Source organism: Treponema sp., assembly GCF_045657965.1.
Lineage (GTDB): Bacteria > Spirochaetota > Spirochaetia > Treponematales > Treponemataceae > Treponema_D.
In genome coordinates this window covers 21,783-36,728 of sequence record NZ_JAZOUG010000181.1, presented here as the reverse complement: position 1 = coordinate 36,728, position 14,946 = coordinate 21,783, and the positions used below count along the sequence as shown (strand labels likewise).

Below are 14,946 nucleotides of genomic sequence, written 5' to 3'. Positions count from 1 at the left end.
CGAACGCCCCTTCAGGGGCTGCGACGGGTCAACCTGCAATAGACTTGAACGTAAGTGAAAGCCGGGACTTAAGTCTCAGCTTGAGAACCGAGCCTTATAGGCTGTGTTCAAACCACCCGTTTGACGGGTGGTTTGTGATTTATTCAGTCTGAATTTCAGCGTTTATAATGTTTGAGGTAATAGTTTCATCTTCTGACAATGTTGTTTCGCCAATTGTAGCACCATTTCCGCGTTCATAATAAAGGTTATCGCTGGTGTTATTTTTAATGCTTCCGCCTGTCATGGTAAAGACTGCATCTGTAATAGATATGCCACCACCAGTAGCGGCAGTGTTACTGCTAATTTCCCCGCCTGACATGGTGAATGTTCCTCCACGTACAATAACTCCACCGCCCATACTGTTATTATTTGCATTATTGCTTATTGTACCACCTGAGAGTGTGATAACTGAATTAGATTCTGATGTACGGATTCCCCCGCCCCAGGATGCTGTGTAATTGTAATTTATATTTCCGCTGTTAATATAAAGTGTACCGGCATTAAAAATTGCCCCAGCACCGTCTGCTCCATAGTTATAGTAGATTCCACCGGTAAGTTCTGCTTCGATTAATGTTTCATCTACTGAATTAATGCCGCTGTATCCCAGATATGCAGAACCGTTGTTGTATAAACCGCCGCCATAATATGCACTATTTGAATTAGTTTCTGCTGTTGGAAGTTCTGTTTTAGAATAATGCACTTCCATACATAAAAAGTTTTCCTGCATTGTATACACCACCGCCATACTTTCCATTTGCATCGATTCCGACTGTATTTCCTGTAATAATTGTATTTTCAGCAAGGGTTACTGTAGCAGCCTGACCAATATAAATACCGCCGGCACTTGTATATCCGTCACTTACTGTTCCTGTTCCGCCTGTAATTTTGAGATTTTTGATTATGACAGGAACGCTTGTGGATATACTGAGAACAGTCCCTTCTTCATTGCCGTTAAGAATGTCTGTAGTGCTGCCTGTTAAACCGGTTATTGTTATAGAAGAAGCACAGGATTCTCCAATATAGACATGGTTTGTACCGGTTATTTCGCCGTTTATGTAGATTATCCAGTCCGTGCAGTTTTCGGCATCTTCAATTGCAGAAACGGCTTCAGTTATAGATTCATATTTATCAGAAAAGATTTCATCACCTGTACTTAAATAAACAAACTTAGTTGCAACTGCTGCCAGTTTAAATGTGACTTTGTTTTCTAAGCCTGCGATAATTTGTGCGGTTGTTGAGGCTTTGTACTCAGTTTCTTTCAGATATGCAGTCAGAGTGAATTCCCAGCTGCCGGCTTCTATTTCGATTCTTGATGAAAGAAATTCAGAGGCAGTTTTCCAGGTGTTGTTTAATGTCCCTGCTGAGCTTTTGCCTTCTAAAGTGATGTCTGTGAGGTATTCGGCTGACTTTTCCAGAGCCCGCGATTTTGAAGAGAAAACAAGATAAGTTCCTTTGGAATTGCTTAAATCACTGCAGGAAAGAAAAAGAACTGCAAAAATAAAGGTAATAATAAAGTATGGAAATTTTTTCATATTGAGTTTCCTCCTAAAAAAAATCTGCACACTTTATTATAAGTTGTTTTAAGCTAAAATCAATAAATTTTAATCAATCTTTTTTAAGATTCTGACCAGCCCGTCTTTTTCAACTAAATCAATCGGCCGGCCTTCTGCATAACGCTTGGCTTCGTCACTGTAAAGACCTGCTGTTATACAGACACCGCGGTCGGCTTTTGCTTCGTTTACTTTTGCATGGAAATCACGAACAAATAAATCAGAAATAACACTTGTACTTCTGTAAAAACGGAAAATGTGAATTTCTTCAGAACGGACGAATTCAATGTTCATTAAGATTTCGACATTCTCTGGTGTTACTGAAATATCGACGATTTTTGCTACAGCTTTCTGATAGTATTTTACGACAACACGCCGGCAGAGAGAAACAAAATCGCTTGAACTTGCCATGAGGTAAATCTGAAGGTTTTTGTTCTGATTTAATTCAGAATACCGGGCAAGAAGCTGAGGAACATCTTTATACTGCGGATTCATTGCCTGAATTTCAGTTAGGCAGGAAATACCCTTTGCAATTGCTTTCATTGCGAAGTAAGCGTTTGCAAGCCGGTATCTGGTTTCGATTGCTACATCAGGGGTTGCATTCTGATGCTTCATGCCGATTTCAAAATCCTGAATTGCTTTATCCGGCTGGTTTATTTTAAGATGGAACATTCCGGCAGCAAGACATGCCCTTGCACCAAATTCCGGATCAGGTCGCAGATGCATAAAGACTTTCATTGCTTTTTCACCATAGCCGCTTTCATTCATACTGTCAGCCATTGCAAAAAGAGCTTCTTTATTTTCCGGATTATCATCAAGTGCTTTTTTGAGATACGGAAGACATTCTTTGTAGTGTTTTCCTTTATAAAGCGAAAGTCCTAACGGTGAATTAACATTTGTTGCTTCAGGATGCATTAAAATAACTTTTTTGAACATTGGAGAAGCTTTGTCAAAATTGTTGCTTTTATAAAATGCAAGTCCTGAATAATAATTTACTTCATAATCGTTAGGATTAATCTGATATGCAGCTGTGAGTCCTTTAAATGCTTCCTGAAGTTTATCCATCTTCATTGCACAAATGCCCTGCCGCAAAGATGCTTTAAAAATATCAATTTCTTTGTGGGCAGTTGCTATTCCCATTTGTGTTTCGTAGATTGGATATGCTTTGTCCCATGCCCTTTCGTTAAAGTATAAATCGCCAAGCGATATAAGAGCGTCCGGATTATGAGGATTTTGTGCAAGTTTTCTTGTTGCTTCTTTTATGATTTGTGCACGGCTTTTCTGCTTGCCTTTTTTTCCAGATTTTTTTCTGGTTGCAAGAGAAACAACAATCGTACCAAATACAACAATTATTACAACAGCAATTAAAGTGTTCATATCTTCTTAATTATCGGCATAAATTAATTTTTTCTTAATTCTTCAACAAACTCAGCTATTCTATCCAGAGCGGTTTTGATTTTGTCGATTGAAGTTGCATAACAGCAGCGGATGTGACCTTCGCCGCCTTCACCGAAAACGCTTCCCGGAACAACTGCAACATTGTGCTTCTGGAAAAGCTTCGTGGCGAATTCTTCGCTTGAAATGCCTAAGTTTTTAATGCTCGGAAACATGTAGAAGGCACCGGTCGGCTCAGGAACTTCAAGCCCCATGTCGCAGAAAGCTTTGTACATTAAATTCCGCCTCTGCTGGTATGAAACGCGCATTTTTTCGACATCTTTCCAGCCGTGTCGAAGGCCTTCAACTGCCGCATACTGAGAGAAAATCGGTGCACAGATTGTGTTGTAGCCGTGAAGTTTTACGATTTGCGCAAGAACTTCGGCAGGAGCTGCAATGTAGCCGATTCGCCATCCGGTCATTGCAAAAGATTTTGAAAAGCCGTTCAGGATGATTGTGTAGTCCTTCATTTCCGGAAATTCGCCGATTGAACAGTGTTCTGCTCCGTCATAGGCAAGCTCGCAGTAGATTTCATCAGAAATACACCAGATCTGGTTTTTTGCGACGACTTTTGCAATTTTTTCAAGTTCAGCACGAGGAATCATAGTGCCGGTCGGATTGTTCGGCGAGCACATCATGACAGCCTTTGTTTTTGGAGTGATTGCTTTTTCAATCTGCTCGGCTGTCGGGTAGAAGCCGTTTACGCTTGTATCGATTGGAACAACTTTTGCCTGAGTGAGCTCTGCAAGCGGAGTGTAATTTACATAGCATGGCTGAACAACTATGATTTCGTCTCCAGGATTTAAAATTGCGCGCAGAACGGCATCAACGCCTTCGCTTGCACCAACCGTAATCAGAATTTCGTTCTTCGGATTGTAGTAAAGGTTGTATCGTTCCATGTATTTGGCGATTTCTTCGCGCAGTTCGATTAAGCCCCAGTTTGAAGTATATGAGGTATGCCCTTTTTCAAGATGATAATACGCTTCTTCACGGATTACCCAGGGAGTCGGGAAGTCCGGTTCACCGACAGAAAGTGAAATAACATCGTCATGGCCGATCAGCATCTCAAAAAATTTACGGATGCCTGACGGCGGAATATTCTGCATTGATTTAGAAAGTCTGTCTTCACGTGTATTCATTTTAAAATCCTTTCTCTTATTTTAAACTATTACAGAAGAATTTGGAAGTAAGGAAATTATTGTCATAATCAGATGGTTTTGCAAAATCTTCAAAAATATTCACAATTTTTCTAAAAAACGCTATAATATTCGGTTAATATGGATATTACAGAAATCATTACAAATCTTGTTTTTCAGTTAGCAGTTATTATTTTTGCTTCACGAATTTTTGGTAAACTTGCCGTCCGTTTCGGCATTCCTTCCGTTCTTGGAGAACTTATTTCCGGAATCATAATAGGACCTTTTGCTCTTGGCGGCATTGCTTTTCCAGGTTTTGAACACGGTCTTTTTGGTGTTACAGATTCAATTGCCGGAGCTGTTTCTCCTGAACTTTATGCTTTTGCACAGGTGGCTTCAATCATTCTTCTTTTTGCATCAGGTCTTGAAACTGACCTTTCGCTTTTCATTAAATATTCTGTTTCAGGCGGAATTATCGGTTTAGGCGGAGTTGTTGTTTCATTCTTCCTTGGTGCCGGCTGTGCAATGTTTATTCTTCCGGTTTTAGGAATTGAATGTTCAGGTCTTTTTGACATCAAATGCCTTTTTCTGGGAATTATGTCTACGGCAACTTCTGTCGGAATCACTGCACGCATTTTGAGTGACAGAAAAAAAATGGATTCTCCGGAAGGTGTTACAATTCTTGCAGCGGCAGTTTTTGATGATGTTCTCGGAATTGTTCTTCTTGCTGTTGTAATGGGAATTGTCGGTGCTCTTTCAAGCGGCAGGGCTCTTTCAGGAGGAGCAATCGGGATTATTGCACTCAAGGCTTTTGGAATCTGGCTTTTAGCAACTGTTGTATTTATTCTTCTTTCTAAAAAAATTGCGCGGTTTGTACGTCTTTTCGGCGGCACAACTGATTTTTCAATCGCAGCCCTTGGTGTTGCCTTCCTCTTAGCAGGATTTTTTGAAAAGCAGAGCATTGCAATGATTATCGGAGCATACACAACAGGTCTTGCTCTTTCAGGAACTGACATTGCGCCGGTAATTCAGGAAAGAATTCACTCTCTGTACAAATTTTTTGTACCGGTTTTCTTTGCTGTAACCGGCATGAGCGTTGATGTAACAAAACTTTTCAGTGCAAATGTTCTGATTTGCGGCGGAATTTACACTTTAATCGCAGTGCTTTCAAAACTTCTGGGATGTGGTCTGCCTGCTCTTGGACTAGGTTTTAATCTCAAAGGCGGTTTCAGAATCGGTTCCGGCATGATTCCACGAGGTGAAGTTGCTTTGATTATCGCAGGAATCGGTCTGACTGCAAAAGATGCACTTGGTGAGCCGATTGTAAATCAGGATCTGTTCGGTGTTGTAATTCTTATGACTCTTGTTACAACTCTTGTAGCTCCGCCGATTCTCAACATTTCACTTTCAATTAAAGGTCGGGGTACTAAAAAAGAAATTGCTTCTTCAGAAAGCCAGATATTTGAATGGGATTTCAAAAATCAGGAACTTACTCATCTTGTAATGGATATCCTTCACCGTGACCTGCGTGCAGAAGGTTTCTACGTTCAGATGATGAATATTACTGACGGAATCTGCACTGCACGGCGAGGAGATACCGCAATTTCTCTTCGTGAAGAGGGTACCTGCCTGATTATTGAAACAGCCGAAGAAGACATGGGCTTTGTCAAAGGTGAACTTTATGAAATCATGCTCCGGCTCAATAAATCAATGCAGTCACTTGCTTCACTTAAAAATACAGAAAGCCTTCAGTACGGATTTGCCTGCCCTGAAAACCGCGTTACAAAATCTGTAAAACGCTATCTCAATCCGGCATGTATTTCTACAAATCTTAAGGGAAGTACAAAAGAAGAAATATTACAGGAAATGCTTACGCTTTTGTGTCAGTCAGGAAATGTAATTAACCGTGAAGAAGTTTTGAACAGTCTTAAAGAACGAGAAGCTTCAATGAGTACAGGTCTTGAAAAAGGCATTGCAATTCCTCACACAAAAACAAACGGCGTAAAAGAAACCTGTGTTGCAATCGGTATCAAAAAAGAAGGTATTGCATACGATTCACTTGACGGTCAGCCTTCAAAAATCTTTGTAATGCTCGTTTCGCCGATTGATAATTCAGGTCCTCTTATGCGAGCAATGTCTGCTTTTACAGGGGCGTTGATGCATGAAGAGGTGCGTCTTTCTCTTCTGGAAGCAAAAAATCCGGCAGAAATTATTGAAATCCTTAAAGATTCGAAGAAGCAGTAATTGCAATTCTGAAAGGTTCAGGAAAGATATAATCAGGGCAGGAAGTGTTTTTTGTGGAGATTTTTGCTATAATAACTTTATGCTTACTGATGAACTTAAATCTTCACTTTTAGAGCGGTTTTTACGTTATGTGAAAATCTGGACTACTTCTGATTCTGTTTCTGCCGACAAAGGCATTCAGCCTTCTACACAAAGACAGTTTGACCTTGCCAGAGTTCTTGAAGAAGAATTAAAATCTTTCGGCCTTCAGAATGTTCAGATTACAGACCACTGCTATGTTTATGGTTTTCTGCCTGCTTCAAAAGGCTTTGAAAACCAGGAATCTTTCTGTCTTCTTGCTCACATGGATACAGTTGAAGAAGTCAGCGGTCAGAATGTTAATCCGCTGCTTTCCACAAACAAAGCAGGAGATACAATAATCAAAACAGACGGAACAACTCTCCTTGGTGCAGACGATAAGGCCGGAGTTTCAGAAATCATGACAGCTCTGGAATATTTTTATAGAAATCCTGAAGTTCTTCACGGTCCTGTTGAAGTCTGTTTTTCTCCGGATGAAGAAACCGGGCATGGCATGGATAATGTTCCGCTCAATCTTATTAAATCAAAATATGCTTACACTGTAGACGGCGGCTCTCTTGGTGAGCTTGAAACTGAATGTTTTAACGCGTTTAAATCTGAAATTACCTTTACAGGTGTTTCAGTTCATACAGGAACTGCCCGCGGTGTTATGGTCAATGCCGTTACAATGGCTTCTGCTTTTGTTTCGGCTCTTCCGCGTCACGAATCTCCGGAAACAACAGACGGATACGAAGGATTTTATGCTCCAATGTCAATTGAAGGTTCAATCGAAAACGCAAAAGTCGTTATTTTTCTGCGTGATTTTGAATCTTCAGGTATGGAAAAACGTAAAGCCCTTGTTGAAACTCTGGCAAATGCAACAGCACTTGCTTTTGGCGGAAAAGCCGAAGTAGTGCACACTCAGCAGTATCTGAACATGAAAAATGGCTTTGCTTCGCGCAAAGATGTAATTGAAAAGCTTGTTGATTCATACAGAAAAGCCGGAGTTGAACCTGTTTTCACACCGATTCGTGGCGGTACAGACGGTTCACGGCTTACAGAAATGGGAATTCCATGTCCGAATATTTTTACAGGCGGTCACAATTTTCATTCACGCGAAGAATGGGCAAATCTTTCAGAAATGAGTAAAGCAGCAGAGATTTTAATAAATCTCTGTGGAAAGAATTAAACTTGAAGTTTGCCCGGTCTTTTATTTTTTCCAGTAATCAGGAAAAAGGAAGATAATCAGATTGTAAAGTTCGAGACGGCCTGCAATCATTGCAAAGCAGTACCAGTATTTTAAGAACGGGCATATGGCACCGTAGTTTTCTGAAGGTCCGAGAAGTCCAAAAGCCGGTCCGATGTTACCGACCATTGACAGACTTGCCGTAAAACCTGTAAAAAGCTCTAAACCGCAGAAGGTGCTGATCATTGTCGAAATGAAAACAAGAGCAAAATAAACAAAAGCAAAAGCTGCGACATTAAAAACCAGGTCTTTGCGGCCGGCTTTTTGATTGAGGCTTACAGTAAAAACTCCGTGCGGATGAAGCATGCGAAGCATTTCATTCCATGCCTGTTTTTTAAGAACAACCCAGCGGATGATTTTAAAGCCGCCGGAAGTTGAGCCGGAACAGCCGCCCGTAAAGAATAAGACAAAGATAAAAAATTGTGCTGCACCCGGCCAGGTTGTAAAATCAGCAGTGGAATAACCTGTGGTTGTCATAACTGACGCAACCTGAAAGCTTGAATAACGCAGTGCTTTTGTAAAAGAGCCGTAATGAGGAATTAAAACCAGTGCTATCATAATAACACAGATTGCAAAAACTGAAATATAAGCCTTTAATTCAGAATTTTTTTTGACCTCATCAAATTTTCCGGTAATTACATAAAAATAGAGACTGAAATTGATTCCTGCAAGAAACATAAACATAGTACAGATAATTTCGACTGGAAGTGAATTGTAAGCTCCAATGCTGGCGTTTTTTACAGCAAAACCGCCGGTTCCGAGTGTAGAAAATGCGTAACTAAGGGAGTCGATAAAATCAAGTCCGCAGATTTTAAGGGCAATAAAATGTGCAACTGTAAAGCCAAGGTATAAAAGCCATAAAGTTTTTGCAGTATTTGCCATTTTTGGTGTAATTTTTCCTTTTTCGGGTCCTGTACTTTCGGCTTTAATGAGCTGAAAGCTGCCAACACCGAGAAGGGGAAGAAGGGCAACGGTGAGGGCAATAATTCCCATGCCGCCCAGCCAGTGCATCTGGCACCGCCATAAATTTATTGAACGGGGAAGAACTTCAACATCAGAAAGAATAGTTGCGCCTGTTGTAGAAAAGGCAGAAACACTTTCAAAAAAAGCATTGTGAAAATTCGGGATAGAGCCGGAAACAATAAGCGGAACAGCGCCAAAAATGCTGATTGAAATCCATGCAACTGCAACAAAAGCAAATACACTTCTAAGTGAAAATTTGACGGCAGTTTTTTTGCCGGCAAAGTAAAAAAATGTTCCGGCTGCAAGAGAAATTAAAAGCGGAACAGTAAAAGCAGGAATTACATTGAGCTCTCCGCAGGCTAAGGCTGTTAAAACCGGAATAATAAGACTTAATCCGACAATTGCGAGTACAATAAAAATCAGGCGTGCAAAAACGAAGATTTGTTTCATAATCAGATATAACTACTATATCATGTTTGTCCTTAAAATGCACGGCAGTTTTTATATCGATTTACGGAGCATTTCTGGAATCTGGTATTATATTTTTTTATTATTTTGGGTATTTTTATAATATCAATATTTTATTATTATTTTAATAAAATTGGAAATTCGAGGTGTTTATGAAAAAAACAGTCTTTATTTTTTCAGCCGTTACCATGCTTTTTTCTGTTTTATTGTTCAGCTGTGATGAAAAAAAGCAGGAAACTCTTAAAATTTATTCGATTATTCATGACGAAGAAACCGAAGCCCTTACAAGTTTATTTACAAAAAAAACAGGAATTCCTGTAAGCTATCTGCGTGCTACAACCGGTGAAATTGTAAACCGGGTCATTTCAGAAAAAGATGAGCCTATGGCAGATATTCTGCTTGGTGGTGCTTCAAGCTATCATATTCAGGCAGATAAAGCCGGTGCTCTTGAAACTTATGAATCACCTTCAGCTAAAAATCTTCCGTCTTATGCAGTTTCTTCTGATAATACATGGACAGGTTTTTGTGTACTCACTCTTGGGATCGGTGTAAATGAAAAGCGTTTTGCTGAAAAATTCCCGGGAATTCAGATTCCTTCAACCTGGGAAGATTTACTGAATCCTGCTTTTAAAGGTGAAATCGTTATGACAAATCCTGCTGCTTCAAGTACAGGATATCTGTTTGTACAAAATCAACTGCAGCGTCTTGGAGATGAAAAGGGCTGGGATTATCTTATTTCACTTTCAAAAAATATCGGCCAGTTTCCTGATTCGGGAAGTGCTCCGGCAAAATTACTTGGAACAGGAGAATATGCAATTGGAATTTCCTATCTGCATGCAATTGCAAAATATAATGCACAGGGCTTCGGCTTAAAACCAGTTGCTCCGCCGCAGTCAGTTGGTGATGTGGACTGTATTGCAATCCTTAAAAATGCAAAAAATCTTTCTGCAGCTAAGAAATTTGTTGATTTTATGCTTTCATCAGAAGCACAGGAACTTATGGGATTAATTACTTTTACAATTCCTGTAAATCCTGAAGCAAAATCTCAGGAAGGTTCAGTTTCAATTTCTGAACTTGATTTAATCAATTATGATGTTCAGAAAGCTTCTGATCAAAAGAATGATGTCCTTGATAAATGGTCAAAATCAATAAAATAAATTTGGTTTACATTGCCGTGATTTTAATTCTCACGGCATGTATTATTTTTCCTTTTTTAACAGTTTTTCTCACTCCAAAAGCCAGTGATTTTGTTTCGGTTTTTACTTCAAATATCTGGCGTGAAGCTGTATTTAATACAATTCTGGAATGTGTCTGCTCGACTGTACTTTCTGTTATTATCGGTTATATTTTTGCATATGCGGTCGTAAAGGCAGACATTCCTTTTAAAAGAATTTTCGCTTTTATTCCAATTCTGCATTTAATGACTCCTCCTTTTGTCGGCGGTCTTTCGTTTATCCTGCTTTTTGGGAGACAGGGATTTTTTACACATGCAATCCTTGGTCTTGATGTTTCACTTTATGGCTTTTGGGGACTTTTAATCGCACAGGTTTTGTGTTTTTTTCCAATTGCATATTTAATCTGTGCTCAGGTTTTACAGAGAATAAATCCGTCGCTTGAACAGGCAGCCCGTGCAATGGGAGCTTCAAAAACACGAATCGCTTTTACAGTAACAATTCCTTTATCTTTGAACGGAATTTTATCCAGTGCCCTTTTTATAGCAGTTTCAGTTTTAAGTGATTTTGGAAATCCTATGATAGTTGCCGGCAGATTTCGTGTTCTGGCAGTTGAAGTTTACACGCAGTTAAACGGCTGGATGAATGCAGGTAAAAGTGCTGTTCTGGGATTAATCTTACTTTTGCCTTCAATTCTGCTTTTTCTTCTTCAAAATAAAATTCTCAAAAAAAATAAAATAAAATTTGCTACAGTCGGACAGAAAGGTTCTCCGCTTCCAGAAAAAAAATCATCAAAAATTACTCAGATTTTACTGTTTGCAGTTTGTGCTTTTGTTTCTCTGTTAGTTTTTGCTCAGTTTATTGCAATTGTGGCAGGCGGATTTCAGAAATTATGGGGAATAAATACTGATTTTACTTTGGATCATTTTAAATTTCTGGGAAAAACTTTCATTGAATTAAGGAATTCGCTGATTTTTGCGTTTGTTTCGGCTGTCTTGAGCACGGTTTTAGCCGGCTTAAGCAGTTTTTTGGTTAACCGCACCAGTCTGCCCTGTACAAAATATCTTGATACTGTTTCTCAGGTTCCAGCTGCAATTCCGGGCTCTCTCTTTGGACTGGCTCTTTCTCTTACTGCAGCCCGCTTACATATTCATGCTTCTGCAGTAATGATAATTATAGCGATGACAGTTGGTTTTATGCCTTTTTCTTACAGAATAATTTCTACTGTCTTTTCTCAGATTAAATCTTCCATTGATGATGCTTCTTATTCTCTTGGAGCAGATAAAATCAGGCTTTTTACTTCAGTTTTAATTCCTTTGAGTAAAGGCGGTTTTTATTCATCATTTATTTATGACCTTGTACGCGGAGTCGGCACAATCAGTTCTGTAATTTTTCTGGTTTCTTTTTCAACACCGCTCGCTTCTATAAAAATATTAACAATGGCAGAGCAGGGAGACTGGGGAAAAGCCTGTGCCCTTGCTTCTGTTTTAACGGCATTGACTTTTGGAATTCTTGCATCCGGCAGTTTAATTATAAAGCTAAAAAAAGGATTTTTTGATGAACGCAAAACTCGAGCTTAAGAATGTTTCGTTTTCTTTTGGTAAAGAAAATGCGATTAATGATTTTTCTCTGTCTGTTGAAGAAGGCAGTTTTACGACACTTTTAGGACCGAGTGGCTGTGGTAAAACAACATTGCTTCGCTTAATTTCAGGATTTTTGACTCCTGATTCCGGGGAAATTTTAATTGATGGAGTTAATCAAAATGGAATTGAAGTGAATGAAAGAAAAGTCGGCTTTGTTTTTCAGGATTATGCGCTTTTTCCTCATCTGTCGGTTGAGCAGAATATAGCTTACGGTTTAAAAATTCAAAAAAAACTGTCTAAAACTGAAATTTCTGACAAAATTTCTGTTGTTTCCAGTTCTCTTGGAATAGAAGACCTGCTTTCAAGAAATATTGCAGAACTTTCCGGCGGACAGCAGCAGAGAGTGGCTTTAGCACGTTCACTTATTCTTGAACCAAAAATTTTATTGATGGATGAGCCGCTTTCCTCGCTTGATACAAAACTTCGTATAAAAGTTCGTGAAGAATTAAAGGAAATCCAGCATAAACTTCATATAACTACAGTTTATGTAACTCATGATCAGGAAGAAGCACTTTCGCTTTCAACAAAAATTGCTGTTTTAAATAAAGGGGAGCTTTTACAGGCAGGAACTCCGCGCCAGATTTACTTTGAGCCCAAGAATGTATTTACTGCTGATTTTGTGGGAAAAGCAAATATCTTAAAAAAATCAGAAAAAAGATATATGATCCGGCCGGAATGGTTTAAAATCGCACAAAAATCACAAAACTTTTTACTGAGCGGAACAATTCTTTCTGAAGAGTTTCTGGGAAGCAAATGCCGTTTTATAATTCAGTGCGATTCTACAGATGAAAAAGAACTTATTACAGCCGATTTTGATACGATTGAATGTGAAAATCTTAAAATCGGCTCGCATATTTCATTTGAAGCAGTGAAATTCTGGGAACTTTAAGCCATTACTCCTTCGCGTCGGTCACTTTCATCTTCAACATAAAGAACATCATTTTCTTTGTAGGTTTTGAGAAGGAAGTGAGTTTTTGTTGAACGGACGCCTTCGAGAGTAGAAAGTTTTTGTGCTACAAACAGGGCAACTTCTTTTAAATCATCACCTTCGATTACGACTTTTAAATCATATCCGCCGCTCATCAAATAAAGTGACTTTACCTGCGGGAATCTGTAAATTCGTTCTGCAAGTGCATCAAATCCATGTTCCCGTTCAGGCTGACATTGAATTTCAATTTCTGCCCGGACTTTGCCTTTTGTATTTGTGTCTTTTTCCGGATTTACAATGGCAGCATATTTTAAAATAATTCCTTCATCTTCAAGGCTTTTTATAATTGCCTTAACTTCGTCCGAAGATTTTTTGGTCATTGCTGAAATATCTTCGACTGAAAGCCGTGCATTTTCGCGTAACAAATCAAGGATTTCTTCTTTTCCGTCCATTTTTATCTCCTCGTAAATTCTTGTTTTATTGTAGTTTATTGTGCAGATTTTTGAAAGTCTTTTGCATCAGCTGAAAAATCCGTATCTTCCGCCGACCCAGTGTGCGTTGGTTGTTTTAAAAGGTTTTGATTTGTAAGCAATTTTTTTTCCGTTTATTTTTGCCTTTGCAGAAAAATGAACGATTCCGCTTTTTCCGTCTTTTCCGGATGAAAATTTCATTTTGAAGCAAACCTGACGTCTTTTTTTTGTGCTGTCAGATTCAAAAGCAGCAAAGTTTCCGCCATTTAAACATTCCGGGAGTACTTCGGACTTTGCAGTTAATTGTTCCTCCAGTGAAATTTCCTGTTTCCATATTATTTTTTCTTCGCGCAGTGTATCACCGTTTTCGCTTCCAGATGATTCAAGGTACGAAATTACAAAAGTATTTTCATCTGATTTTTCGATTTGAAGGGCTGCGTATTCGTTTCCTAAGAAAATTATTCCGCGTCTCTGATTTTCATGCCATTTTTCTTCAAGAAAAAATCTTTTTTCGTATGTGAATTTTTTTGAATTAATTTTCTTTGTACAGACAGAAGGGGTAAGCCACAAAGAATTTTTTGTGCTTGCAAAATTGTTTTCATCAGGGGAAGCAGAAAATTGAAATTCTGAAATTTCCTGCTTTGAAAATCCGGTTTTGTTTTTTAAAGGGATTTTCCATTTCGTAACCGGCTCTCCTGTTACCGAAAGTGCTTTTTCATCGCTTAAAAGAACGGCATTTCCCATTACAGGCCAGTCAGAAATCCAGCGCATCGGCTGTAAATGTGTGATTCGGCCGAAAATGCCTGCATCCTGAAAATGAATGAACCAGTCTTCTCCGCTTTGAGTCTGAACCCAGCCGCCCTGATGAGGTCCGTTGATTTTTGAATCTCCCTGAGCAAGTACGATTTTTTCTTCGTAATCGCCGTCGATTTTTTTTGAACGCAAAACGCTCTGCCAGCCGTTTGTAACTCCGCCGGCTGGAGCAAAGATATAATAAAAGCCGTTTCTTTTGTAGACCTTCGGTCCTTCGATTGTCGGCTGACTTTGGGTTCCGTCAAAAATAAATTTGTCTTCTGTGACCGGCTTGAGTGTCCGCGGATCAAGTTCAAAAATTCCGAGTTTTGAATTAAAGCCGACTCTGCTTTTTACATAAGCATGAACCAGATAAACTTTTCCGTCATCATCCCAGAAAGGACAAGGATCTTCAAATCCTTTTCCTGCCCATACGCATTGAAGTTCATCCCATTTTCCATACGGGTCAGCTGTGCTTGTGTAAAAAATTCCTTCATCCGGAGTTGCAAAAAAAATATAAAATCTTCCTTCATGAAAACGTATAGAAGGCGCCCATACCCCTTTTGCATTCTGTACTTTGTCGTAGCCGGGAAGCGGGATTGAGGGAAGAGCATAATTTATGAGTGTCCAGTGAACTAAATCACGTGAATGTAAAACAGGCAGTGCCGGCACAAAATTAAAACTTGAGGCTGTAAGATAAAAATCATCTCCTGCACGGCAGACATCAGGGTCGGAATAATCGCAGAGAAGAATTGGATTTTTGTATGTCATAAAAGTTATTATGATTTTATTTTATTTATTGTT

The 14,946-nt window shown here is 39.1% G+C and carries 12 protein-coding genes; 5 read left to right on the top strand and 7 right to left on the bottom strand.

The window, feature by feature from the left end; all coding sequences use genetic code 11:
• Nucleotides 1–139: 139 nt before the first annotated feature.
• The 4 genes from ACKI5B_RS06930 to ACKI5B_RS06915 form a co-directional block, all read right to left on the bottom strand.
• Entirely contained in the window at nucleotides 140–745 is a 606-nt protein-coding gene (locus ACKI5B_RS06930) for a hypothetical protein (RefSeq protein ID WP_407427168.1), read from the bottom strand.
• Nucleotides 726–1,571: a right-handed parallel beta-helix repeat-containing protein gene (locus ACKI5B_RS06925; protein ID WP_407427166.1), complete on the bottom strand. Its 846-nt coding sequence runs from the start codon at nucleotides 1,569–1,571 to the stop codon at nucleotides 726–728. Before ACKI5B_RS06925 ends, ACKI5B_RS06930 begins: the two co-directional genes overlap by 20 nt.
• A gap of 69 nt (nucleotides 1,572–1,640) precedes the next feature.
• Nucleotides 1,641–2,966, bottom strand: coding sequence for a restriction endonuclease (locus ACKI5B_RS06920; RefSeq protein WP_407427164.1), 1,326 nt, complete (start codon nucleotides 2,964–2,966; stop codon nucleotides 1,641–1,643).
• A gap of 23 nt (nucleotides 2,967–2,989) precedes the next feature.
• A complete protein-coding gene (locus ACKI5B_RS06915; RefSeq protein ID WP_407427162.1) occupies nucleotides 2,990–4,162 on the bottom strand; it encodes a pyridoxal phosphate-dependent aminotransferase in 1,173 nt (390 codons plus the stop codon).
• 138 nt (nucleotides 4,163–4,300) lie between these two features.
• Here ACKI5B_RS06915 and ACKI5B_RS06910 point away from each other — a divergent pair, with 138 nt between their 5' ends.
• Both ACKI5B_RS06910 and pepT read left to right on the top strand, forming a co-directional pair.
• A complete protein-coding gene (locus ACKI5B_RS06910; RefSeq protein ID WP_407427160.1) occupies nucleotides 4,301–6,403 on the top strand; it encodes a cation:proton antiporter domain-containing protein in 2,103 nt (700 codons plus the stop codon).
• Between the two features lie 79 nt (nucleotides 6,404–6,482).
• The gene (gene pepT / locus ACKI5B_RS06905; RefSeq protein ID WP_407427158.1) at nucleotides 6,483–7,649 is read left to right on the top strand and encodes a peptidase T; all 1,167 of its coding nucleotides are present in this window, start codon (nucleotides 6,483–6,485) and stop codon (nucleotides 7,647–7,649) included.
• A gap of 21 nt (nucleotides 7,650–7,670) precedes the next feature.
• Here the strand turns inward: pepT and ACKI5B_RS06900 are convergent, their stop codons facing one another.
• Nucleotides 7,671–9,119 carry a TrkH family potassium uptake protein gene (locus ACKI5B_RS06900; RefSeq protein ID WP_407427156.1) on the bottom strand — a complete coding sequence of 483 codons (1,449 nt, stop codon included), beginning with the start codon at nucleotides 9,117–9,119 and terminating at the stop codon, nucleotides 7,671–7,673.
• A gap of 170 nt (nucleotides 9,120–9,289) precedes the next feature.
• Between ACKI5B_RS06900 and ACKI5B_RS06895 the strand changes: the two genes are divergently transcribed.
• Genes ACKI5B_RS06895 through ACKI5B_RS06885 form a run of 3 tightly spaced genes read left to right on the top strand, consistent with a single transcriptional unit; the run spans nucleotide 9,290 to nucleotide 12,841 of the window.
• Nucleotides 9,290–10,294, top strand: a complete 1,005-nt coding sequence (locus ACKI5B_RS06895) for an ABC transporter substrate-binding protein (RefSeq protein WP_407427154.1) — start codon at nucleotides 9,290–9,292, stop codon at nucleotides 10,292–10,294.
• The gene (locus tag ACKI5B_RS06890) at nucleotides 10,273–11,889 is read left to right on the top strand and encodes an ABC transporter permease (protein WP_407427152.1); all 1,617 of its coding nucleotides are present in this window, start codon (nucleotides 10,273–10,275) and stop codon (nucleotides 11,887–11,889) included. The genes ACKI5B_RS06895 and ACKI5B_RS06890 overlap by 22 nt, the downstream gene beginning before the upstream one ends.
• A complete protein-coding gene (locus ACKI5B_RS06885) occupies nucleotides 11,867–12,841 on the top strand; it encodes an ABC transporter ATP-binding protein (protein ID WP_407427150.1) in 975 nt (324 codons plus the stop codon). The genes ACKI5B_RS06890 and ACKI5B_RS06885 overlap by 23 nt, the downstream gene beginning before the upstream one ends.
• On the opposite strand, the gene ACKI5B_RS06880 is transcribed toward ACKI5B_RS06885, so the two are convergent.
• On the bottom strand, nucleotides 12,838–13,332 hold the full coding sequence (locus tag ACKI5B_RS06880; protein ID WP_407427148.1) for an Lrp/AsnC family transcriptional regulator: 495 nt from the start codon (nucleotides 13,330–13,332) through the stop codon (nucleotides 12,838–12,840). The genes ACKI5B_RS06885 and ACKI5B_RS06880 overlap by 4 nt on opposite strands.
• Nucleotides 13,333–13,398: 66 nt before the next feature.
• Complete coding sequence (locus ACKI5B_RS06875) at nucleotides 13,399–14,913, bottom strand: glycoside hydrolase 43 family protein (RefSeq protein WP_407427146.1); 1,515 nt, start codon at nucleotides 14,911–14,913, stop codon at nucleotides 13,399–13,401.
• Between the last annotated feature and the right edge of the window lie 33 nt (nucleotides 14,914–14,946).